This is a genomic window from Pseudomonas sp. NPDC087803 (assembly GCF_044742995.1).
Taxonomy (GTDB): domain Bacteria; phylum Pseudomonadota; class Gammaproteobacteria; order Pseudomonadales; family Pseudomonadaceae; genus Aquipseudomonas.
In genome coordinates, this window is sequence record NZ_JBIUVO010000027.1 from 39,251 (window position 1) to 58,649 (window position 19,399).

The window sequence follows — 19,399 nt, forward strand, 5'->3', positions numbered from 1 at the left end:
CGCTGGGTTGCGCAGCAGCCCCAATTCCAAGCGATACAAAATTAACGGCGAGCGCTGCGCACTCGAGCGGGAGCAAGCTCCCTCGCCACAGTGGGGATGTGTTCAATGCATAACCCTTGCGCGGTGATTCCGGTCTACAACCATGAAACCGCGATCGGCACCGTGGTCGACGCGCTGCTCGGCCAAGGCCTGCCGTGCATTCTGGTGGACGACGCCAGCACCCCGTCCTGCGCGCGCGTGCTGGATGCGCTGGCCGAACGCGACCAGGTGCATCTGGTGCGCCTGACCCTCAATCAGGGCAAGGGCGGCGCGGCGATGACCGGTTTGCGCGAGGCTGCGCGCCTGGGCTTCACCCACGCCTTGCAGGTTGATGCCGACGGCCAGCACGACCTGCACGACGTCGCGCGTTTCGTCGAGGAATCCCGCGCCCACCCGGACGCGATGATCTGCGGTTATCCGCTGTTCGACGAAAGTGTGCCCAAGGGCCGTCTGTATGCGCGCTATCTGACCCATGTGATGGTCTGGATCAACACGTTGTCGTTGCAGATCCGCGATTCGATGTGCGGTTTTCGCGTCTATCCGCTGGTCGCGGTACTGGCAGTGATCGACTCGGCGCGGGTCGGCAAGCGCATGGATTTCGACTCGGACATTCTGGTGCGCCTGTCATGGCGCAATCAGCCAATGCGCTGGCTGCAAACCAGCGTGCATTACCCGCTGGACGGCGTCTCGCACTTCCGCCTGTTCCACGACAACGCGCTGATTTCCAGCATGCACACCCGGTTGTTCTTCGGCATGCTGCTGCGCCTGCCCGTCATCCTCTGGCGACGGTGGCGTACATGAGCGTCGAGACCGACAAGAAGCACTGGGCCGACCGCGAAGAGCGCGGCAGCTTCCTGCTGATGAAATTCACCGCGTTCGCCGCCAAGGTGCTTGGCCGGCGTCTGCTCAGTCCACTGTTGTACGGCATCGTCCTGTACTTCTTCCTCTTCGGTCGCACCGCGCGCAACAGTGCCTGGCAATACCAGCGACGGCTGGCCGACTGGAGCAACCGCGCCGAATTGCGCCCGAGTTACTGGCGGGTGTTCCGCCAGTTCATGGCGTTCGCCGATTCACTGCTCGACAAGCTCGACGTGTGGAACGGCAAGCTGCGCATCGAGCAGATCGAAATCATCGACCCGGCACTGCTGCGCAATCAGTTGCGCGGCAGTCGCGGGCAACTGCTGGTCGGCGCGCATCTGGGTAACCTCGAAGTGTGCCGGGCGCTGGCGGAGATCGGCGAAAAGGTCACCATGAACGTGTTGGTGCACACCAAGCACGCCGAGCAGTTCAACCGCTTGCTGGGCGAGGCCGGAGCGACCAATCTGCGCCTGATTCAGGTCAGCGAACTGGACGCGGTGATCATGCTGCAACTGCACGAACGCCTGGAGCGCGGCGAATGGCTGGCGATTGCCGGCGACCGCGTGCCGTTGCACGGCGGGCGCAGCGTCAGCGTGGACTTTCTCGGCCACCCGGCAGCGTTTCCGCAAGGTCCGTGGTTGCTGGCCGGTTTGCTCAAATGTCCGGTCAATCTGCTGATGTGCCTGAAACAGCCGGACGGCCACTATCGCCTGACCCTCGAACCGTTCGCCGACAGCGTGACCTGGACACGCCGCGAGCGCGAGCAGGTCATTCATCAGTGGGCCACCCGCTACGCGCAGCGCCTGAGTCACTATTGCCTCGAAGCCCCGCACCAATGGTTCAACTTTTACCCTTTCTGGAAGACCGATGACGACGCCAACCCATGAGCCGGTAACCTTCGGCGAACGCCCTTTGCGCATCGAAGACGTGCTGGCCCTGGCCAACCGTCAGGCGCCCGTGCAGTTGCAGAGCGACGCCGCCTACCGCGAGCGCATCGCCAAGGGCGCGCGGTTCCTCGATTCGCTGTTGGACAAGGAAGGCGTGATCTACGGCGTGACCACCGGTTACGGCGATTCCTGCGTGGTCGCGGTGCCGCTGCATCACGTCGAGGCACTGCCGCGTCATCTCTACACTTTCCACGGCTGCGGCCTCGGCAAACTGCTCGACGCGCAAGCCACCCGCGCCGTGCTGGCGGCGCGGTTGCAGTCGCTGTGCCACGGCGTGTCCGGGGTGCGCATCGAATTGCTGGAGCGCCTGCACGCCTTCCTTGAACACGACATTCTGCCGCTGATTCCGGAAGAAGGTTCGGTCGGCGCCAGCGGCGATCTGACGCCACTGTCTTACGTCGCCGCGACCTTGTCCGGCGAGCGCGAAGTGCTGTTCCGCGGCGAACGTCGGCAAGCGGCCGATGTGCATCGCGAACTGGGCTGGACGCCGCTGGTGTTGCGCCCGAAAGAAGCGCTGGCCCTGATGAACGGCACGGCGGTGATGACCGGCCTTGCCTGCCTCGCCTTCGCCCGCGCCGACTACCTGCTGCAACTGGCCACGCGCATCACCGCGCTCAACGTGGTCGCGCTGCAAGGCAATCCGGAACACTTCGACGAGCGCCTGTTCGCCGCCAAACCGCATCCGGGGCAGATGCAGGTTGCCGCGTGGCTGCGCAAGGATCTGGCGATCGACGCGCCGACCGCGCCGCTGCATCGTTTGCAGGATCGCTACTCGCTGCGCTGCGCGCCGCACGTGCTCGGTGTGCTGGCCGACAGCCTGAACTGGCTGCGTTCGTTCATCGAGACCGAACTCAACAGCGCCAACGACAACCCGATCATCGACGCCGAAGCCGAGCGCGTGCTGCACGGCGGGCACTTCTACGGCGGGCACATCGCGTTCGCCATGGACAGCCTGAAAAATCTGGTGGCCAACGTCGCCGACCTGCTCGACCGGCAGCTCGCGTTGCTGGTCGACGAGCGCTACAACCATGGCTTGCCGAGCAATCTGTCCGGCGCCCCGGCGGATCGCGCCATGCTCAACCACGGCTTCAAAGCCGTGCAGATCGGCACCAGCGCCTGGACTGCCGAGGCGCTGAAAAACACCATGCCGGCCAGCGTTTTCTCGCGCTCCACCGAGTGCCACAACCAGGACAAGGTGAGCATGGGCACCATCGCCGCCCGTGACGCGATCCGCGTGCTGGAACTGACCGAGCAAGTCGCCGCCGCCACCTTGCTCGCGGCCAATCAGGGCGTCTGGCTGCGCGGTCGCGATGCAGACGCGCGTGCGCTGCCACCTTCGCTGGCCACCATGCACGAAGAGCTGACCAGGGACTTCCCGCCGGTCATCGAAGACCGTGCACTGGAAGGCGAACTGCGCCTGTGCCTGCAACGCATCGCCGAGCAACACTGGAGGCTGCATGCGTAGCGCCGGAGTGCTGCACGCCGACACGGAAATCCTCGTGCCGTTTTTCGACGTCGACACCATGCATGTGGTCTGGCACGGGCACTACGTCAAATACCTGGAAGTGGCGCGCTGCGCGCTGCTCGACCGGATCGGCCACAACTACACGCAGATGTCCGAGTCCGGATATGCATGGCCGATCATCGACCTGCAACTGCGTTATGTGCGGGGCGCGGTGTTCGGCCAGCGCTTGAACGTACGCGCCAGTCTGGTGGAGTGGGAGAACCGCTTGAAGATCAATTATCTGATCACTGACTTGCAGACCGGCGAGCGCCTGACCCGTGCCTGCTCGGTGCAGGTAGCGGTTGAGATCAGCAGCCGCGAGATGCAACTGGCCTCACCGAAAGTATTCACCGATGCGGTGGAAAGGATGCTGCGATGAACCTGTTCTGCAAATGCCTTGGCGCGATGGCGCTGCTCGCCGTGTCGACGCTGGCCAACGCCTTCGACCTGCAACAGCTCAGCGAGCAACTGGCGAAGCCGGAGGTGATCCACGGCCAGTTCATTCAGGAAAAACACCTGCGCGCCCTGCCTCAGCCACTGATCAGCAAGGGCAACTTCGTCCTGGCGAAAAATCACGGCCTGCTCTGGCTGCTCAAGACCCCGTTGCAACAGGATTACCGCATCACCGCCAACGGCATCGCCCGTCGTGATGGCAACGCTTGGCAACTGCTGCCGAACAAGAGCGCCGGGGCCGAGCAGAACCGCTTGTTCCTCGCCGTGCTGCAAGGTGACAGCAGCGGCTTGCAGCGGGATTTCGAGCTGGCCCTGAGCGGCAGTGCACAGCAGTGGAAACTGACCCTGACCCCGCGTTCGCTGCTGCTCAAGCAAGTGTTCAATCAGATCAATATCGACGGCGGCGAACTGGTGCAGACCATCGAACTGCTGGAAACCCAGGGCGACAGCACCGTGCTGCGGATGAAAGACAGCAGCGCCGGACAACCGTTGAGCGAAGCGGAGCAACATGACTTTGCCGAGTGAACGCAGGCTGCCGTGGCTGTTCCTGATCCTGCTGCTGGCGGTCGTCGCGCTGGCCGGGTGGCAGTGGCGCGACGGTGCGCCACTGTCGGCCAACCTCATGGAACTGGTGCCCGGCACCAACCCTGACGCCCTCGAACTGCGCGCCGAACAGCGCATGCAGGAGCCGCTCAATCGGGAAATGCTGGTGTTGGTCGGTCACACTGATCGCCAGCAAGCGGTGGCCATGGCCCAGACTTTGGGCGAGCAATGGCAGGCCAGCGGTTTGTTCGAAAAGGTGCAGTGGAACCTGCAGGCGGATCTGCCGGCGTTGCGCACGCAACTGCTGCAAGGACGGCTGGCGATGCTCTCGGCGGACGATCGGCAACTGCTGACCGAGCATCCCGATGCGTTCATTCAGCAACGGGTGCAGGCGCTGTTCGACCCGTTCAACGGTTTCACCTTGGTGCCGAGCCAGGACGACTGGCTGGGCCTGACCGGACGCATCCAGAACAGCCAGCCGAAGCACGGCGCGGTGCAACTGGACATCGGCAGCGGCACACTGGTCGCCGATGCCGATGGCAAGAGCTGGGTGCTGCTGCGCGCGCGCACCACCGGCAACGCCTTCGACATGAACCTGCCGCTGAAAGTCGCCGATCTGTTGCAGCACAGTCGCGAGCAGGCAGCGAAAGCCGACGTGCAACTGTTAGCCGCCAGCGGTCTGCTCTACGCCGCCAACGGTCAGCAACAAGCCACCCGCGAAATGACTTGGGTCGGCGGCGGCGCGACCCTCGGTATTCTGCTGTTGTTGCTGTTGGCGTTTCGGCGCTGGCGGGTGCTGCTGGCGTTCGTGCCGGTGCTGGTGGGCATGCTGTTCGGCGCGGTGGCTTGCGTGGCGCTGTTCGGCCACATGCATGTGATGACCCTGGTGCTCGGCTCCAGCCTGATCGGCGTGGCAGTGGATTATCCGCTGCACTATCTGTCGAAAAGCTGGAGCCTCAAGCCGTGGCGCAGTTGGCCGGCGCTGCGCCTGACACTCTCCGGGCTGACGCTGAGCCTGATCACCAGCGCCATCGGTTATCTGGCGCTGGCCTGGACGCCCTTCCCGGCGCTGACGCAAATCGCGGTGTTCTCCGCCGCCGGTTTGCTCGGTGCGTATCTGTCGGCGGTGTGCCTGCTACCGGCCCTGCTGAAAAATGTTGAACTGGTTCCGGCGCAATGGCCGCTGCGCCTGGCCGAGCGTCTGGTGCAACTGCGCGAAACCCTGCTCGAACACGTGCGCACCCCGGTGCTGCTGGCGCTGTTGATCGCCTTCTGCGCCGGTGGCCTGGTGCAGCTGCAAAGCAAGAACGACATCCGCCAGTGGGTCGGTGCGCCACAACGCCTGACCGATGAAGCGCAGACCATCGCACGCATCACCGGTTATCAGCCGACCAGCCAGTTTTTCCTCGTGCGCGCCGCCAATCAGCAGCAACTGCTGGAGCGTCAGGCTGCGTTGAGCGAGCGCCTGCAGCAACTGGTCAACCTCGACAAGCTGCAAGGCTATCTGGCTCTCGATCAGCTGCTCAGTCCGCCGAGCCAGCAACAGCAGGTTCGCGAGGCACTGAGCAAACTGCCGCAATACTGGCAGCCACTGCTCGACCTCGGCGTACCTCTCGCGGCGCTGCAAACCGAATTGCAGCAGTTGCAGAGCCTGCCCGCCGAGGACATCGACGCGGCACTCGCCGGCCCCTTGGGCGAGCCTTACCGCACACTGTGGCTCGGGCCGACCGCTGACGGCGTGGCGGCGATGACCAGCCTGCAAGGCCTGAACAATCCGTCACTGCTGCGGGTGCAGGCCCTGGACTTGCCGGGGGTGATGCTGGTGGATCGTCTCGGCGAATTGAACAACGTGTTCGCCGCGACCCAGATCAGCGCCGCCGAACTGAAACTCGCCTCCTGCGTGTTGATCGTGCTGGTACTGATCGTGCCGTTCGGCTTCGGCGGTGCCTTGCGCATCGTCGCCCTGCCGCTGCTGGCGGCGCTGTGCAGCCTCGCCAGCCTCGGCTGGCTCGGTCAACCGCTGACCCTGTTCAGCCTGTTCGGCCTGCTGCTGGTGACGGCGATCAGCGTCGATTACGCGATCCTCATGCGTGAGCAGGTCGGCGGTGCGGCAGTCAGCCTGCTGGGCACCTTGCTGGCGGCGCTGACGACCTGGCTGTCGTTCGGTTTGCTGGCGGTGTCGAGCACGCCGGCGGTGAGCAACTTCGGCCTGTCGGTGAGCCTCGGGCTGGCGTTCAGTTTCATTCTGGCGCCGTGGGCCGGACGTCACGTCCACAGCGCCAGCGTCGCGGAGCCGACAGCGTGATGGTCGTCGGTTTCTGGCTGATGGCCCTGGCATTGTTCGCCATGGCGACCCGTGTCGGTCGGCATTTCGGCCTGATCCCGATCGTCAGCCAGTTGCTGCTGGCCAGCTTCGGCTTGCCGCTGCTGATGTACTTCTGGATCGAACCGGGCTGGCAGCTCAGCGGTGCCGAACTGATCGCGCCGGGGTGGCTGAAAGACCTCTACAGCCTGAGTTTCGCCCTGTTGCTCGGGCACATTCTCAGTGATGTGATCGACCTGCGGCTGGATCGTCAGAGCGTGAAAATCGCCGTGCCGAGTTTTGCCGTGCCGTTCACCTGCGGACTGGCCGCCGCCGCTTGGCTGCTGCCGGCGCAACCGTGGCTGAACTCGCTCGCAATTGGGTTGGTGTTCGCGATCACCGCAATCCCGGTGCTGTACCTGTACCTGCGCCACATCGACTACCCGCCCGCCGCCACCCGGCGTCTGGTGCAGACCGCCATCCTCATCGACCTGACCTGCTGGACGCTGTTCGGTCTCGCTCAGGGCAGTCTGCATTTGAGCAGTCTGTTGCTGCCGCTGGGTCTGGCCTGCGTGCCGCTGCTGTTGCATTTGTTGCGCGTGCGTCGACCGCTGACCTACAGCCTCGGCTTCTTTGCGCTGCTGGTGCTGGCTGAGCACTACAAGCTCAACGCGCTGATTTTCGGCATCGGCTATCTGTTGTGCATGGCCTTGCTGAAGGTGCCGCTGGTGCTGCCATTGCCGGCGCGGTGGATGAGCCGTTTGCAGACGTGGATCGCGATCCCGCTGATCCTCACCTTCGGCATCGTGCAGATCGACGTACACAGCGCCCTCGCCAGCCTCGGCGCGGTGCAGTGGGCGGCGCTGCTGCTGTTGCCGATTGCCAGTAAACTGCTCGGCAACTGGCTTGGCCTGGGCTGGGCCGGAGCGTCGTTCGCAGGCGCCAGCCGCTGGCGTGAAAGCGTACTGCTGAACATTCGCGGGCTGAGTGAAATCGTCTTTCTCAACCTGTTGCTGCAACAACAGCTCATCAGCCCGGCGCTGTACTTCGCGCTGATGCTGATGGGCCTGATCGCGACGCTGCTGCCGGCCCTGATCGGCCTGCACCGCGCGCCCCTGAAAACCACCGCCACTGCGCCCGGGAGTTCACGTGCCAACCGTTGAAATGCAACGTCGTCAGGTAGTGATCATCGGTGCCGGCCCGTCCGGCGCCATCGCCGCTGCGCTGCTTACGCGCAAGGGCCACGATGTGCTGGTGCTCGAACGCCAGCACTTCCCGAGGTTTTCCATCGGTGAAAGCCTGCTCTGCCATTGCCTGGATTTCGTCGAAGAGGCCGGCATGCTCGACGCCGTCAACGCCGCCGGGTTCCAGTGCAAGACCGGTGCCGCGTTCGCTTGGGGCGAGCGCTACAGCGCCTTCGATTTCAGCGACACCTTCACCGCAGGTAAACCCACCACGTTCCAGGTGCAGCGCGCCGATTTCGACAAGCTGCTGGCCGATCAGGCTGAATTGCAGGGTGCCGAAATCCGCTACGGCGATGCCATCGTCCGCGTCGACTTCGACCGGGCCAGACCGCAGCTCGACGTGCTGCGCGAGGACGGCAGCGAGTACCGCGTCGAAGCGGATTTTGTGTTGGACGCCAGCGGTTACGGGCGCGTGCTGTCGCGTTTGCTCGATCTGGAAGCACCCTCGAATTTCCCGGTGCGCCAGGCGGTGTTCACCCACGTTGAAGATCACATCGACAACCCGGCTTTCGACCGCGAGAAGATCCTCGTCACCACCCACCCCGAGCACCGCGACATCTGGTTCTGGACGATCCCGTTCAGCAACGGGCGCTGCTCGGTGGGTGTGGTGGCTGCCGCCGAACACTTCCAGGGGCGCGACAGCGATCTGGATGCCTGCCTGCGCGGTTTCATCGCCGAAACCCCGAGCCTCGCCGGTGTATTGAACAACGCGGTGTGGGACACCCCGGCGCGCACCCTCGGCGGTTATGCGGCGAATGTGAAAACCCTGCACGGCCCGGGCTTCGCCCTGCTTGGCAACGCCGCAGAATTTCTCGACCCGGTGTTCTCTTCCGGCGTGACCATCGCCATGCGTTCGGCGAGCATGGCCGCTGCGGTCCTGCACCGGCAGTTGCAGGGCGAGACCGTCGACTGGCAGCGCGAATTCGCCGAACCGCTCAAGCGCGGGGTCGACACCTTCCGCTGCTACGTCGAGGGCTGGTACGCCGGCACCTTTCAGGACGTGATTTTTTATCAAGACAGTCAGGCGGACATTCGCCGAATGATCTGCTCGATCCTCGCCGGCTACGCCTGGGATGAACGCAACCCGTTCGTCAGCGAAGCGCGCCGCCGGCTGAAGATGATTTCCGAACTCTGTGCAAAGGACGCCCCATGAATTACTTGAGCGACAGCTACGTCGAGGAAACCCGCTTCGGTTTCTGGTTCCTGCGCAGTCACACCTGGCAGCACCATGTGTTGCGCGTGGCGATCAATGATTTGCGCGGCTTGTTCAGCGAGTCGCTGCCGGCCCATCCGGTGTTGCTGGATGCCGGCTGCGGTCAGGGCAAATCGTTCCGGCATCTGCGCCAGACTTTCGCCCCACAGCGTCTGATCGGCGTCGATGCCGATCCGCACAGCCTGCAATTGAGCGCCGAGGAAGCGGCGCGGCAGGGCTTCGATGTCGAGCTGATCGGCAGTGACTGCGCGACACTCAACGTCGCCGATGCCAGTGTCGACCTGCTGTTCTGCCACCAGACCTTTCATCATCTGGTCGAACAGGAAAAGGCCCTCGCCGAGTTCTACCGGGTACTCAAGCCGGGCGGTTATCTGCTGTTCGCCGAGTCCACCGAGGCTTACATTGATACCTGGGTGATCCGCTGGCTGTTCCGCCATCCGATGCAGGTGCAGAAGAGCGCGGCGCAGTACCTGGAGATGATTCGCCAACAGGGTTTCGAGTTCGGCGAGCGCAATGTCTCGTACCCGTATCTGTGGTGGAGCCGGTCGCAGGATTTCGGACTGCTGGAGCGGTTTGGATTGCGCCGGCCGAAGCCGTTTGGCGAGCGTGAGGAAACGCTGGTGAATGTCGTCGCCCGAAAACCACTGGCAGAGGCTTCCTGATGCAACACTTAACCTGTGGGAGCGGGCTTGCTCGCGAAAGCGGTGGGTCAGTTGGCATTGATGTCGGATGTGCCGACGCCTTCGCGAGCAAGCCCGCTCCCACAGGGGTTGTGGTGTGGCTGGTATTGTTGCTAACGGCCCTGCTAAGTGGATGCGCCAGCCAGGCCCCGCTGCCTGCGAGCAACCCTACGCTGCCGTTACCGCTGCAATTGCACATCGAGCGCGAGCAAGCCGATCAGCGTCAGGACTGGCTGCTGGTGATCCAGCGCGAAGGTCCCGGCATTCGCTGGTCGATGATGGACCCGCTGGGCATCCCCCAGGCGCGTCAGCAACTGATCGACGGGCGCTGGCAGGCCGACGGGCTGCTGCCGCCCAACCCGGAAGCCCGGGAGCTGTTTGCCGCGTTGCTGTTCGCCCTGACCCCTGCCGGCGAACTGGCGCGCAATTATCCCGCCGCGCAGCAGCAGGGCGAGCAACGCACGCTGGCGCCGCGCTGGACGGTCCGTTATGCACAACCGTTGAGCTTCCAATTGAATCTGCCCCAAGGCCCGCACTATCGGGTTTCTCCCCTCGGTGAACCGACGCCATGACTGCCTACCTCAATGCCCTCGGCGTGATCTGCGCGCTGGGCCGCGACAAGCACCAGGTCGCGCAGAATCTGTTTGCCGGTGACTGCTCAGGCATGCGTCGCGAGTCCGGCTGGGTGGCCGGGCGGGAGTTGCCGGTGGCGGCAGTGCACGCTGAGCTGGCGGCGATTCCGGCCGAACTGGCCGACCAGAGCAGCCGCAACAATCAACTGCTGCTGGAAGCCGCGCTGCAGATTCGCGAGGACATCGACCGGGCGATCCAGACCTATGGTCGCGCGCGCATCGGCGTGGTGCTCGGCACCAGCACCTCGGGGATCGACGAGGCCAGCCGAGGGCTGGCGCACTATCTTCGCGAGCAGCAGTTCCCTACCGAGTACGACTATCGGCAACAGGAACTCGGCGCCCCGGCGAATTTTCTCGCCGACTGGCTGCAACTCAGCGGCCCGGCCTATGTGATTTCCACCGCCTGCACGTCCAGTGCGCGAGCGTTGATGAGCGCGCAGCGCCTGCTCGATCTGGGCCTGTGCGACGCGGTGCTGTGCGGCGGCGTCGACAGCCTGTGCAAACTGACGCTCAATGGTTTCAGCGCACTGGAAGCGGTGTCCGACGAGCGCTGCAATCCGTTCTCGGCCAACCGTAACGGCATCAACATCGGCGAAGCGGCGGTGCTGTTCCTGATGAGCAAGCAGCGCAGCGACGGCCCGGCCATTGCCCTGCTCGGCAGCGGCGCCAGCTCCGACGCGCACCATATTTCCGCGCCGGAACCGAGCGGCCGCGGCGCCCTGCAAGCGATGCAGAAAGCCTTGAGCCGCGCACAGCTGCAAGCGGCGCAAATCAGCTACCTGAACCTCCACGGCACCGCGACCCAGCACAACGATGCAATGGAAAGTCAGGCGGTCGCCACGCTGTTCCCCGACGGCGTGGCCTGCTCGTCGACCAAGCCGATGACCGGGCACACCCTCGGCGCTGCCGGCGCCCTCGAAGCGGCGTTCTGCTGGCTGAGCCTGAGCGCCGACAACCCGCAGCAAACCTTGCCGCCACACGTCTGGGACGCCCAGCCCGACCCCGACTTGCCGGCGCTGAAGTGGGTGACCGCGAGCGCACGCCTGTCGTCCATTGCACCCCGCTACCTGATGAGCAACTCGTTTGCTTTCGGCGGCAACAACGTCAGCCTGATTATCGGAGACGCCCCATGAACGACTGGCCGCTCGCCGAACTGCTGCCCCACGCTGGCGACATGATTTTGATCGACCGCATCCTCAGCTTCGACGAGGAGCAGATCCACACCCGCCTCACGGTCAAGCCCGACGGCTTGTTCAACCTGCCCGACGGCAGCTTGCCGGCGTGGGTCGGCATCGAGTTGATGGCGCAGAGCGTCGCCGCCTTCGCCGGTTGTCATGCCCGCGTGAACGGCAATCCGGTGGAACTGGGTTTCCTCCTCGGCACCCGCAAGTTCGAGTGCAACGTCGAGGCGTTTGCGGCCGGCAGCGAACTGACCATCCACGGCATCCGTTCGCTGGAAGACGACAACGGCATGGGTGTTTTCGAATGCCACATCAACGCCCCCGGCATTGAGGCCAGCGCCCGCTTGAACGTGTTCCGCCCGCCACAGCCCAGCCAATACCTTGAACAAAACAGAGAGTCGAACGATGACTGAATCCGTACTGGTCACCGGCTCCAGCCGTGGCATCGGCCGCGCCATTGCCTTGCGTCTGGCGCAGGCCGGGCACGACATCGTCCTGCATTGCCGCAGCGGCGTGACTGAAGCCCAGGCCGTGAAAGCCGAAGTCGAAGCGCTGGGCCGCAACGCGCGCATCCTGCAATTCGACGTCGCCGACCGCGAAACCTGCAAAACCATTCTCGAAGCCGACGTCGACACCCACGGTGCCTATTACGGCGTAGTGCTCAACGCCGGCCTGACCCGCGATGGCGCTTTTCCGGCGCTGAGCGATGACGATTGGGACGTGGTGTTGCGCACCAACCTCGACGGTTTCTACAACGTCCTGCACCCGGTGATGATGCCGATGATCCGTCGTCGCGCCGCCGGTCGGATCGTCTGCATCACTTCGGTGTCGGGTTTGATCGGCAACCGTGGCCAGGTCAACTACAGCGCCTCCAAGGCCGGGGTGATCGGCGCGGCGAAAGCATTGGCGATCGAACTGGGCAAGCGCAAAATCACAGTTAACTGCGTCGCGCCGGGTCTGATCGACACGGCGATGCTCGACGAAAACGTGCCGGTGGAAGAACTGATGAAAATGATCCCCGCACAACGCATGGGCACCCCGCAAGAGGTCGCTGCTGCGGTGAATTTCCTGATGTCGGCGGAAGCCTCGTACATCACCCGCCAGGTCCTGGCGGTCAACGGAGGCCTGTGCTGATGAAGCGCGTCGTCGTCACCGGCATGGCCGGCATCACCTCGCTGGGCAGCGACTGGCAGACCATCGCCGGTAACTTCGCGGCCAACCGCAGCGGCATCCGCCGGATGGACGAGTGGGACCGCTTCAGCGAACTCAACACGCGTCTGGCCGGGCCGATTGATGATTTTGTCGTACCGCCACACTGGACCCGCAAGCAACTGCGCAGCATGGGCCGGGTCTCGCGGCTGGCCGTAGGCGCGGCGGAACAGGCACTGGCCGACGCCGGGCTGCTCGGCGACGAGTCGATCAAGGACGGACGCATGGGCGTGGCCTGCGGCTCGTCCACCGGCAGCACTGACGAGATCAAGGCGTTCGGCAACATGCTGCTGAACTCGGTGGCCGAAGGCCTCAACGCCAACTCCTACGTGCGGATGATGCCGCACACCACCGCGGCCAACATCAGCATCTTCTTCGGCCTCACCGGGCGCCTGATTCCGACGTCCAGCGCCTGCACCAGTGGCAGCCAGGGCATTGGCTACGCCTACGAGGCGATCAAGTTCGGCCGCCTGCCGCTGATGCTCGCCGGCGGTGCCGAAGAGCTGTGCCCGACCGAAGCCATGGTGTTCGACGCGCTGTACGCCACCAGCCTGAAAAACGATGCGCCACAGACCAGCCCACGTCCTTACGACAAGGGCCGCGACGGTCTGGTGATCGGTGAAGGCGGCGGCATGCTGGTGCTCGAAGATCTGGAGCATGCGCTGGCTCGCGGTGCGCGGATCCATGCGGAGATCGTCGGTTTCGGCAGCAACGCCGACGGTCAGCACACCACCCGCCCCGAACAGATCACCATGCGCCGCGCGATGGAACTGGCGCTGGAAGACGCCGGACTGTCGCCGGATGCCATCGGTTACGTCAATGGTCACGGCACCGCTACAGAACAGGGCGACATTGCCGAAACACTGGCGACCAGCAGTCTGTTCGGCGAACACATGCCGATCAGCTCGCAGAAGAGTTTCCTCGGCCACACGCTGGGGGCCTGCGGCGCGCTGGAGTCGTGGTTCAGCATCGAAATGCTCAATCGCGACCTGTACGTGCACACGCTCAACCTCGATGAGGTCGACCCGCACTGCGGCAAGCTCGATTACCTGCGCGGCGAATTCCGCCAGATGCACCACGAATACGTAATGAACAACAATTTCGCTTTTGGTGGCGTCAACACCTCGTTGATTTTCCGCCGCTGGCACTGACCGCAACACGTTTGGAGTGAAGGGAATGACTCAGTTTCACCGCATCGCCGCCCTGCTGGCCCTGGCCTTTGTGCTCGGCGGTTGCACCAGCAAACCGGTTTACAACGCCAAGGAAGAGTTCTCGCCCAACCTCGGCTTCACCCAGGCGCAAATGAGCCGCGCCATCGTCACCGCACTCAATGATCGCCAGTGGGTGGTGCAGTCGGTGCGTCCGGGCATGATCAAAGCGGCGATTACTGTACGCGGCCGTCACCACGCCGAAGTCGACATCCCGTTCAGCCCGACCTCGTTCGAAATCGACTATCGCAGCAGCTACGGCTTGGACGCCAAGGACGGCAAGATCCACGGCAACTACAACCGCTGGGTCAACCGCCTGCGCGACAACGTCCTCAAGGAGCTGTCGATCAACCCGGACATCGAGTTCGTCAACGACCTGGGCATCGTCAAGCAAGGCGCCGACGAACCGACCTACCTGAGCTTTCGCGAGGGCGTCAAACGCGCCACCGACGCCGGCCTGCTGGACGGCAGCGTGAAGTTCTACCTGGCCGGCGAAACCCTGCCAAAACAGGTGCGCAAACTCGACACCGTGAGCAGCAGCCGCAAGACCAACGGCTCGAACAAATCCGATGCCGACGCCTGCTTCTGGGCCCTGCAATCGGCCCTCGCGACCCTGCAGAACGCCGCGAAAAAAGCCGACGCCAACGCCGTGATCAACATCGCCAGCGTCGACCAGCGCGACCTTTACAAAGACACCGAGAAATTCCAGTGCCGCGCCGGCCTGGTGGTGTCGAGCGTGGCGTTGCGTGGAGACCTTGCGCACGTTGACTGACTGAGTGAATCCAATCCTGTGGCGAGGGGATTCATCCCCGATGGGTCGCGTAGCGGCCCCGAAACCTGAGAACTCGGAGCATCAGACCTACCGAGTTCACTGGTTTTACGACGGCTGCGCCGCCGATCGGGGATAAATCCCCTCGCCACAAGGCGTTGTCTCCATTTCTGCATCTACACTCGCTCAACAGGCCCTCATTCAACGCCTGCCTGAACGGCGAGCCCACTGTTCGAACACTCGCGGTTCTCTTTCACCGTCAAGGAGATGACCATGCAAGTGAAAGCCCTGATCGCCGCCACGCTCCTCGGGCTATTGCCCAGCACCAGCCACGCCACCAATCTGATGTACATGCCGTTCGAAACCGTGCTTTCGGATGCGATTCGCGCCGGGCGCCTGGATGGCAGTGTGAAGTTCTATCTGATCGGCAATGGGCCGCAGGGCACGCAGCAGTTGTTGCGCCGGGATGTGGTCAGTGATCTGAAGACCAATGGCTTCAACAAGAGTGACCATGATTCCTGCGAGTGGGTGCTGCAGTCGAACCTGATCAAATTGCAGGCCGATGCCAAGCGGGTCGGGGCAAATGCGGTGGTCAACATCGTCAGTTATTACGACCAGCATGTGCGCAAGGATTTGAATACCTATGAATGCCGGGCCGGGGTGTTTGTGACGCGGGTGGCGCTGAAGGGGGATTTGGTGCGGTTGCCCTGAGGGGCGTTGGTGTTTGAGTTGACGCCTTCGCGAGCAGGCTCGCTCCCACCTTGGAATGCGTTCCCCTGTGGGAGCGAGCCTGCTCGCGATTTGATTGCGCAGCAATCAAGCTTTTGAAGGCTCGACCTTGCGCGTCAGCAGTTCGACGAACGCCTTGGCCATCGGCGATTTCTGATCCTTGCGCTGCACCAACCACACCGCCGACACCGCCTCCGGATCGAGCAGCGCTCGGTAGACCACGCCGTCGATGCGCATCCGCTGATACGACGCCGGCAGTACCGAAACTCCCAGCCCCGCTGCGACCAGCCCGATGATGGTCATCGCCTCACCGGCCTCTTGGGCGAAGTGCGGGCTGAACCCGGCATCACGAGCCAGACTGAGCAGTTGCGCATACAGCCCGCTGCCGTAGCTGCGCGGAAAGAACACGAACGGCTCCAGCGCCAGCGCCGAGAGGAACAGGCCTTCCTCGCTGCCCTGCGCCAGCGGATGTTTGGAGCCGAGCACCGCCACCAGCGGCTCACGCATCAGTTCCACCACACTCAACGAATCCGGCAGACCCAGCGGGCGCATGATCCCGACCTCGATCGACTCATCCACCAGCCCTTCGGCGACTTGCGTGCTGCTCATCTCCCGCAGGTTCAGGTGCACCGCCGGAAAGCGCTGGCGAAAGGCAAAAATCGCCTGGGGAATGGTCGAGTTGAACGGCGCCGACGAGGTGAAGCCAATCTTCAATTCGCCGAGTTCGCCGAGTTGCGCACGCCGGGCGACGTCCGCCGCTTTGTCGACCTGCGCCAGCACCAGTCGCGCCTCCTGCAGAAACAACCGGCCGGCCTCGCTCAGCTCGACCCGACGATTGGTGCGCTCGAACAAGCGCGCGCCGACCTCTTGCTCCAGCGCCTGAATCTGCTGGCTCAGCGGTGGCTGGGAGATCCCCAGCACCTGCGCCGCGCGGCCGAAATGCAGTTCTTCGGCGACGGCGATGAAGTAGCGCAGATGACGCAATTCCATGGAAACCCCATTAGGTCGTTAAAGCTATCAAACAGGTCGAACAATATATTGGATAGAAACATTAGCCAGCTATATGATTTTTTCATTGCCTGCCTGGCCGTGCCCTCCGAGGTCTGATGTGAAAACCGCCGCCGCCCCTCTTGCCCATGAAGTTCCGCCTGCCGCGGCGGAGGATGTCATCGCCGAGCTGCAGGAGATCTACATCGAAAAAGGCACGCCGATGTTCATGCGCACGGTGCTCGCGCTGTTCAGCGGCGGCTTCGCGACCTTTGCCCTGCTGTACTGCGTGCAGCCGATGATGCCGCTGCTGTCCCACGAGTATGGAATCAACGCGGCGCAGAGCAGCCTGATTCTGTCGGTGGCGACCGGCATGCTGGCCTTCGGTCTGTTGATCACCGGGCCGATTTCCGACCGGGTCGGACGCAAACCGGTGATGGTCGCGGCACTGTTCGCCGCCGCGCTGTGCACCATCGCCAGTTCGATGATGCCGAGCTGGCATGGCGTGCTGATCATGCGCGCGCTGATCGGGCTGTCGCTGAGCGGTCTGGCGGCGGTGGCGATGACCTATCTGAGCGAGGAAATTCATCCGCAGCACATCGGTCTGGCGATGGGCCTGTACATCGGCGGCAACGCGATTGGCGGGATGAGCGGCCGGTTGATCACCGGGGTGTTGATCGACTTCGTCAGCTGGCACACGGCGATGCTGGTGATCGGCGGTCTGGCGCTGATCGCAGCGGCGGTGTTCTGGAAAATCCTTCCCGAGTCGCGCAATTTCCGCTCGCGCTCGCTGCATCCGCGCAGCCTGCTCGACGGCTTCACCATGCACTTTCGCGATGCCGGTCTGCCGCTGCTGTTTCTTGAAGCGTTCGTGCTGATGGGCGCGTTCGTCACCCTATTCAACTACATCGGCTATCGCCTGCTCGCTGCGCCGTACAACCTCGATCAGGTGTTCGTCGGCTTGCTGTCGGTGGTGTACCTGTCGGGCATCTACAGTTCAGCGAAGATCGGATCGCTGGCGGACAAACTGGGGCGGCGCAAGGTGCTGTGGGCGACGATTGCGCTGATGTTCGCCGGCCTTGCGCTGACCCTGTTCACCCCGCTGTTGCTGGTGATCGTCGGCATGCTGATCTTCACTTTCGGCTTCTTCGGCGCGCACTCGGTGGCGAGCAGCTGGATCGGCCGTCGGGCGCTGAAGGCCAAGGGCCAGGCGTCGTCGTTGTACCTGTTCAGTTATTACGCAGGGTCGAGCATTGCCGGGACGGCGGGCGGGGTGTTCTGGCATTTGGGCGGCTGGAACGGGATTGGGTTGTTTATCGGCGCACTGTTGCTGGTGGCGCTGCTGGTGGCGTTGAAACTGGCGAAGTTGCCGCCGTTGCAGGGTGTCAAAGCCTGATACAAAACCCTGTAGGAGTGAGCCTGCTCGCGATAGCGGTGTGTCAGCCAATACATCGGGCGACTGACTTACCGCTATCGCGAGCAGGCTCACTCCTACAATTGATCCGCGTCCGACGTTGAATTGTGGAAACAAAAACGCCCGGCATAAGCCGGGCGTTTTCTATTGGGCGTCGATCACTCGTGATACTGCGCCGACAACTCGTGCACCGCACGCAGGAACGCGCCCGCGTGCTCCGGATCGACCTCAGGGGTAATGCCGTGGCCGAGGTTGAACACGTGGCCGCTGCCCTTGCCGTAGCTGGCCAGAATGCGCCCGACTTCAGTGCGGATCGCTTCCGGTTTGGCGTAGAGGACGGTCGGGTCCATGTTGCCTTGCAGCGCGACTTTGTCGCCGACACGGGCGCGGGCGTTGCCGATGTCGCAGGTCCAGTCCAGGCCCAGTGCGTCGGCACCGGCCTCGGCGATGCTTTCCAGCCACAGGCCGCCATTCTTGGTGAAGAGGATCACCGGCACTTTGCGACCGTCGTGCTCGCGGATCAGGCCGCTGACGATTTTCTTCATGTAGGCCAGGGAGAATTCCTGGTACGCCGCCGCCGACAGGTTGCCGCCCCAGGTGTCGAAGATCTGCACCGCTTGCGCGCCAGCCATGATCTGGCCGTTGAGGTACGAGGTCACCGACTGCGCCAGCTTGTCCAGCAGCAGGTGCATGGCTTGCGGGTTGTCGTAGAGCATCGCCTTGGTTTTGCGGAAGTCTTTCGACGAGCCGCCTTCAACCATGTAAGTGGCGAGGGTCCACGGGCTGCCAGAGAAACCGATCAGCGGCACACGGCCGTTCAGCTCGCGACGGATGGTGCTGACCGCGTCCATCACGTAGCCGAGGTCTTTGTGTGGATCAGGGATCGGCAACGCTTCGATGTCAGCGAGGGTGCTGACGACTTTCTTGAACCGCGGACCTTCACCGGTCTCGAAGTACAGGCCCTGGCCCATGGCATCGGGGATGGTGAGGATGTCGGAAAACAGGATCGCCGCATCCAGTTGTGGGTAGCGGTCGAGCGGTTGCAACGTGACTTCGCAAGCGAATTCCGGATTCATGCACAGGCTCATGAAATCACCGGCCTGGGCACGGCTGGCGCGGTATTCAGGCAGGTAGCGGCCGGCCTGGCGCATCATCCACACCGGGGTGACGTCTACGGGTTGCTTGAGCAGGGCGCGGAGGAAACGGTCGTTCTTCAGGGCAGTCATGTCGGCATCCGGAAAAAAAGTGCGGGCATTTTCTCAGAGCGCGAGGCAAAAGGCACGGATGCAGGTCAGCCTTTTGTCTATCGGGTCAATTTATTGCGCTGTATTGAGCGCACAGAAACCAATGTGGGAGCGGGGGGGGGGGGGGGGGGGGGGGGGGGGGGGGGGGGGGGGTGTGGGGGGGGGGGGGGGGGGCCCCCCCCCCCCCCCCCCCCCCCGCGGGGGGGGGGGGTTGGGGGGGGGAGGGGGGGGGGGCCCCCACGA

19 protein-coding genes are annotated in these 19,399 nt (G+C 63.7%); 17 read left to right on the top strand and 2 right to left on the bottom strand.

Annotation, left to right across the window (positions count from 1 at the left end; translation table 11 throughout):
• Window positions 1-105: 105 nt before the first annotated feature.
• From ACIOUG_RS15355 to ACIOUG_RS15430, 16 genes are all read left to right on the top strand, one after another.
• Window positions 106-840 carry a glycosyltransferase family 2 protein gene (locus ACIOUG_RS15355; protein WP_401066721.1) on the top strand — a complete coding sequence of 245 codons (735 nt, stop codon included), beginning with the start codon at window positions 106-108 and terminating at the stop codon, window positions 838-840.
• Window positions 837-1,784: a glycosyl transferase gene (locus tag ACIOUG_RS15360; RefSeq protein WP_401066722.1), complete on the top strand. Its 948-nt coding sequence runs from the start codon at window positions 837-839 to the stop codon at window positions 1,782-1,784. The genes ACIOUG_RS15355 and ACIOUG_RS15360 overlap by 4 nt, the downstream gene beginning before the upstream one ends.
• Complete coding sequence (gene hutH, locus ACIOUG_RS15365; protein WP_401066724.1) at window positions 1,765-3,309, top strand: histidine ammonia-lyase; 1,545 nt, start codon at window positions 1,765-1,767, stop codon at window positions 3,307-3,309. The genes ACIOUG_RS15360 and hutH overlap by 20 nt, the downstream gene beginning before the upstream one ends.
• Window positions 3,302-3,727, top strand: a complete 426-nt coding sequence (locus ACIOUG_RS15370; protein ID WP_401066726.1) for an acyl-CoA thioesterase — start codon at window positions 3,302-3,304, stop codon at window positions 3,725-3,727. Before hutH ends, ACIOUG_RS15370 begins: the two co-directional genes overlap by 8 nt.
• A complete protein-coding gene (locus ACIOUG_RS15375; RefSeq protein WP_401066727.1) occupies window positions 3,724-4,326 on the top strand; it encodes an outer membrane lipoprotein carrier protein LolA in 603 nt (200 codons plus the stop codon). The genes ACIOUG_RS15370 and ACIOUG_RS15375 overlap by 4 nt, the downstream gene beginning before the upstream one ends.
• The gene (locus ACIOUG_RS15380) at window positions 4,310-6,649 is read left to right on the top strand and encodes an MMPL family transporter (protein WP_401066729.1); all 2,340 of its coding nucleotides are present in this window, start codon (window positions 4,310-4,312) and stop codon (window positions 6,647-6,649) included. Before ACIOUG_RS15375 ends, ACIOUG_RS15380 begins: the two co-directional genes overlap by 17 nt.
• Entirely contained in the window at window positions 6,649-7,809 is a 1,161-nt protein-coding gene (locus tag ACIOUG_RS15385) for a sodium:proton antiporter (protein WP_401066753.1), read from the top strand. Before ACIOUG_RS15380 ends, ACIOUG_RS15385 begins: the two co-directional genes overlap by 1 nt.
• Window positions 7,796-9,043: an NAD(P)/FAD-dependent oxidoreductase gene (locus ACIOUG_RS15390; protein ID WP_401066731.1), complete on the top strand. Its 1,248-nt coding sequence runs from the start codon at window positions 7,796-7,798 to the stop codon at window positions 9,041-9,043. The genes ACIOUG_RS15385 and ACIOUG_RS15390 overlap by 14 nt, the downstream gene beginning before the upstream one ends.
• The gene (locus ACIOUG_RS15395) at window positions 9,040-9,765 is read left to right on the top strand and encodes a class I SAM-dependent methyltransferase (protein ID WP_401066733.1); all 726 of its coding nucleotides are present in this window, start codon (window positions 9,040-9,042) and stop codon (window positions 9,763-9,765) included. Before ACIOUG_RS15390 ends, ACIOUG_RS15395 begins: the two co-directional genes overlap by 4 nt.
• Window positions 9,765-10,355: a hypothetical protein gene (locus ACIOUG_RS15400; RefSeq protein ID WP_401066735.1), complete on the top strand. Its 591-nt coding sequence runs from the start codon at window positions 9,765-9,767 to the stop codon at window positions 10,353-10,355. The genes ACIOUG_RS15395 and ACIOUG_RS15400 overlap by 1 nt, the downstream gene beginning before the upstream one ends.
• Window positions 10,352-11,548 carry a beta-ketoacyl-[acyl-carrier-protein] synthase family protein gene (locus ACIOUG_RS15405; RefSeq protein WP_401066737.1) on the top strand — a complete coding sequence of 399 codons (1,197 nt, stop codon included), beginning with the start codon at window positions 10,352-10,354 and terminating at the stop codon, window positions 11,546-11,548. Before ACIOUG_RS15400 ends, ACIOUG_RS15405 begins: the two co-directional genes overlap by 4 nt.
• Window positions 11,545-12,009 carry a hotdog family protein gene (locus tag ACIOUG_RS15410; RefSeq protein WP_401066738.1) on the top strand — a complete coding sequence of 155 codons (465 nt, stop codon included), beginning with the start codon at window positions 11,545-11,547 and terminating at the stop codon, window positions 12,007-12,009. The genes ACIOUG_RS15405 and ACIOUG_RS15410 overlap by 4 nt, the downstream gene beginning before the upstream one ends.
• Window positions 12,002-12,730 carry a 3-oxoacyl-ACP reductase FabG gene (fabG, locus tag ACIOUG_RS15415; protein WP_401066740.1) on the top strand — a complete coding sequence of 243 codons (729 nt, stop codon included), beginning with the start codon at window positions 12,002-12,004 and terminating at the stop codon, window positions 12,728-12,730. Before ACIOUG_RS15410 ends, fabG begins: the two co-directional genes overlap by 8 nt.
• The gene (locus ACIOUG_RS15420; protein WP_401066742.1) at window positions 12,730-13,956 is read left to right on the top strand and encodes a beta-ketoacyl-ACP synthase; all 1,227 of its coding nucleotides are present in this window, start codon (window positions 12,730-12,732) and stop codon (window positions 13,954-13,956) included. The genes fabG and ACIOUG_RS15420 overlap by 1 nt, the downstream gene beginning before the upstream one ends.
• 25 nt (window positions 13,957-13,981) lie before the next feature.
• Entirely contained in the window at window positions 13,982-14,785 is an 804-nt protein-coding gene (locus ACIOUG_RS15425) for a hypothetical protein (RefSeq protein WP_401066743.1), read from the top strand.
• A 270-nt stretch (window positions 14,786-15,055) separates the two neighbouring features.
• The gene (locus ACIOUG_RS15430; RefSeq protein ID WP_401066744.1) at window positions 15,056-15,493 is read left to right on the top strand and encodes an excinuclease; all 438 of its coding nucleotides are present in this window, start codon (window positions 15,056-15,058) and stop codon (window positions 15,491-15,493) included.
• Window positions 15,494-15,598: 105 nt separating this feature from the next.
• On the opposite strand, the gene ACIOUG_RS15435 is transcribed toward ACIOUG_RS15430, so the two are convergent.
• On the bottom strand, window positions 15,599-16,501 hold the full coding sequence (locus ACIOUG_RS15435; protein WP_401066745.1) for a LysR substrate-binding domain-containing protein: 903 nt from the start codon (window positions 16,499-16,501) through the stop codon (window positions 15,599-15,601).
• 73 nt (window positions 16,502-16,574) lie between these two features.
• Between ACIOUG_RS15435 and ACIOUG_RS15440 the strand changes: the two genes are divergently transcribed.
• On the top strand, window positions 16,575-17,894 hold the full coding sequence (locus ACIOUG_RS15440; RefSeq protein ID WP_401066747.1) for an MFS transporter: 1,320 nt from the start codon (window positions 16,575-16,577) through the stop codon (window positions 17,892-17,894).
• Window positions 17,895-18,070: 176 nt separating this feature from the next.
• On the opposite strand, the gene hemE is transcribed toward ACIOUG_RS15440, so the two are convergent.
• On the bottom strand, window positions 18,071-19,138 hold the full coding sequence (hemE, locus tag ACIOUG_RS15445) for a uroporphyrinogen decarboxylase (RefSeq protein WP_103485588.1): 1,068 nt from the start codon (window positions 19,136-19,138) through the stop codon (window positions 18,071-18,073).
• Between the last annotated feature and the right edge of the window lie 261 nt (window positions 19,139-19,399).

Coding starts and splice junctions, on each gene's coding strand:
- ACIOUG_RS15370 (WP_401066726.1), top strand. CDS start 3,302: ATGCGTAGCGCCGGAGTGCTGCACGCCGACACGGAAATCCTCGTGCCG.
- ACIOUG_RS15385 (WP_401066753.1), top strand. CDS start 6,649: ATGGTCGTCGGTTTCTGGCTGATGGCCCTGGCATTGTTCGCCATGGCG.
- ACIOUG_RS15375 (WP_401066727.1), top strand. CDS start 3,724: ATGAACCTGTTCTGCAAATGCCTTGGCGCGATGGCGCTGCTCGCCGTG.
- ACIOUG_RS15400 (WP_401066735.1), top strand. CDS start 9,765: ATGCAACACTTAACCTGTGGGAGCGGGCTTGCTCGCGAAAGCGGTGGG.
- ACIOUG_RS15355 (WP_401066721.1), top strand. CDS start 106: ATGCATAACCCTTGCGCGGTGATTCCGGTCTACAACCATGAAACCGCG.
- ACIOUG_RS15395 (WP_401066733.1), top strand. CDS start 9,040: ATGAATTACTTGAGCGACAGCTACGTCGAGGAAACCCGCTTCGGTTTC.
- ACIOUG_RS15430 (WP_401066744.1), top strand. CDS start 15,056: ATGCAAGTGAAAGCCCTGATCGCCGCCACGCTCCTCGGGCTATTGCCC.
- ACIOUG_RS15440 (WP_401066747.1), top strand. CDS start 16,575: ATGATTTTTTCATTGCCTGCCTGGCCGTGCCCTCCGAGGTCTGATGTG.
- ACIOUG_RS15420 (WP_401066742.1), top strand. CDS start 12,730: ATGAAGCGCGTCGTCGTCACCGGCATGGCCGGCATCACCTCGCTGGGC.
- ACIOUG_RS15425 (WP_401066743.1), top strand. CDS start 13,982: ATGACTCAGTTTCACCGCATCGCCGCCCTGCTGGCCCTGGCCTTTGTG.
- fabG (WP_401066740.1), top strand. CDS start 12,002: ATGACTGAATCCGTACTGGTCACCGGCTCCAGCCGTGGCATCGGCCGC.
- hemE (WP_103485588.1), bottom strand. CDS start 19,138: ATGACTGCCCTGAAGAACGACCGTTTCCTCCGCGCCCTGCTCAAGCAA.
- ACIOUG_RS15380 (WP_401066729.1), top strand. CDS start 4,310: ATGACTTTGCCGAGTGAACGCAGGCTGCCGTGGCTGTTCCTGATCCTG.
- ACIOUG_RS15405 (WP_401066737.1), top strand. CDS start 10,352: ATGACTGCCTACCTCAATGCCCTCGGCGTGATCTGCGCGCTGGGCCGC.
- ACIOUG_RS15360 (WP_401066722.1), top strand. CDS start 837: ATGAGCGTCGAGACCGACAAGAAGCACTGGGCCGACCGCGAAGAGCGC.
- ACIOUG_RS15410 (WP_401066738.1), top strand. CDS start 11,545: ATGAACGACTGGCCGCTCGCCGAACTGCTGCCCCACGCTGGCGACATG.
- ACIOUG_RS15435 (WP_401066745.1), bottom strand. CDS start 16,501: ATGGAATTGCGTCATCTGCGCTACTTCATCGCCGTCGCCGAAGAACTG.
- hutH (WP_401066724.1), top strand. CDS start 1,765: ATGACGACGCCAACCCATGAGCCGGTAACCTTCGGCGAACGCCCTTTG.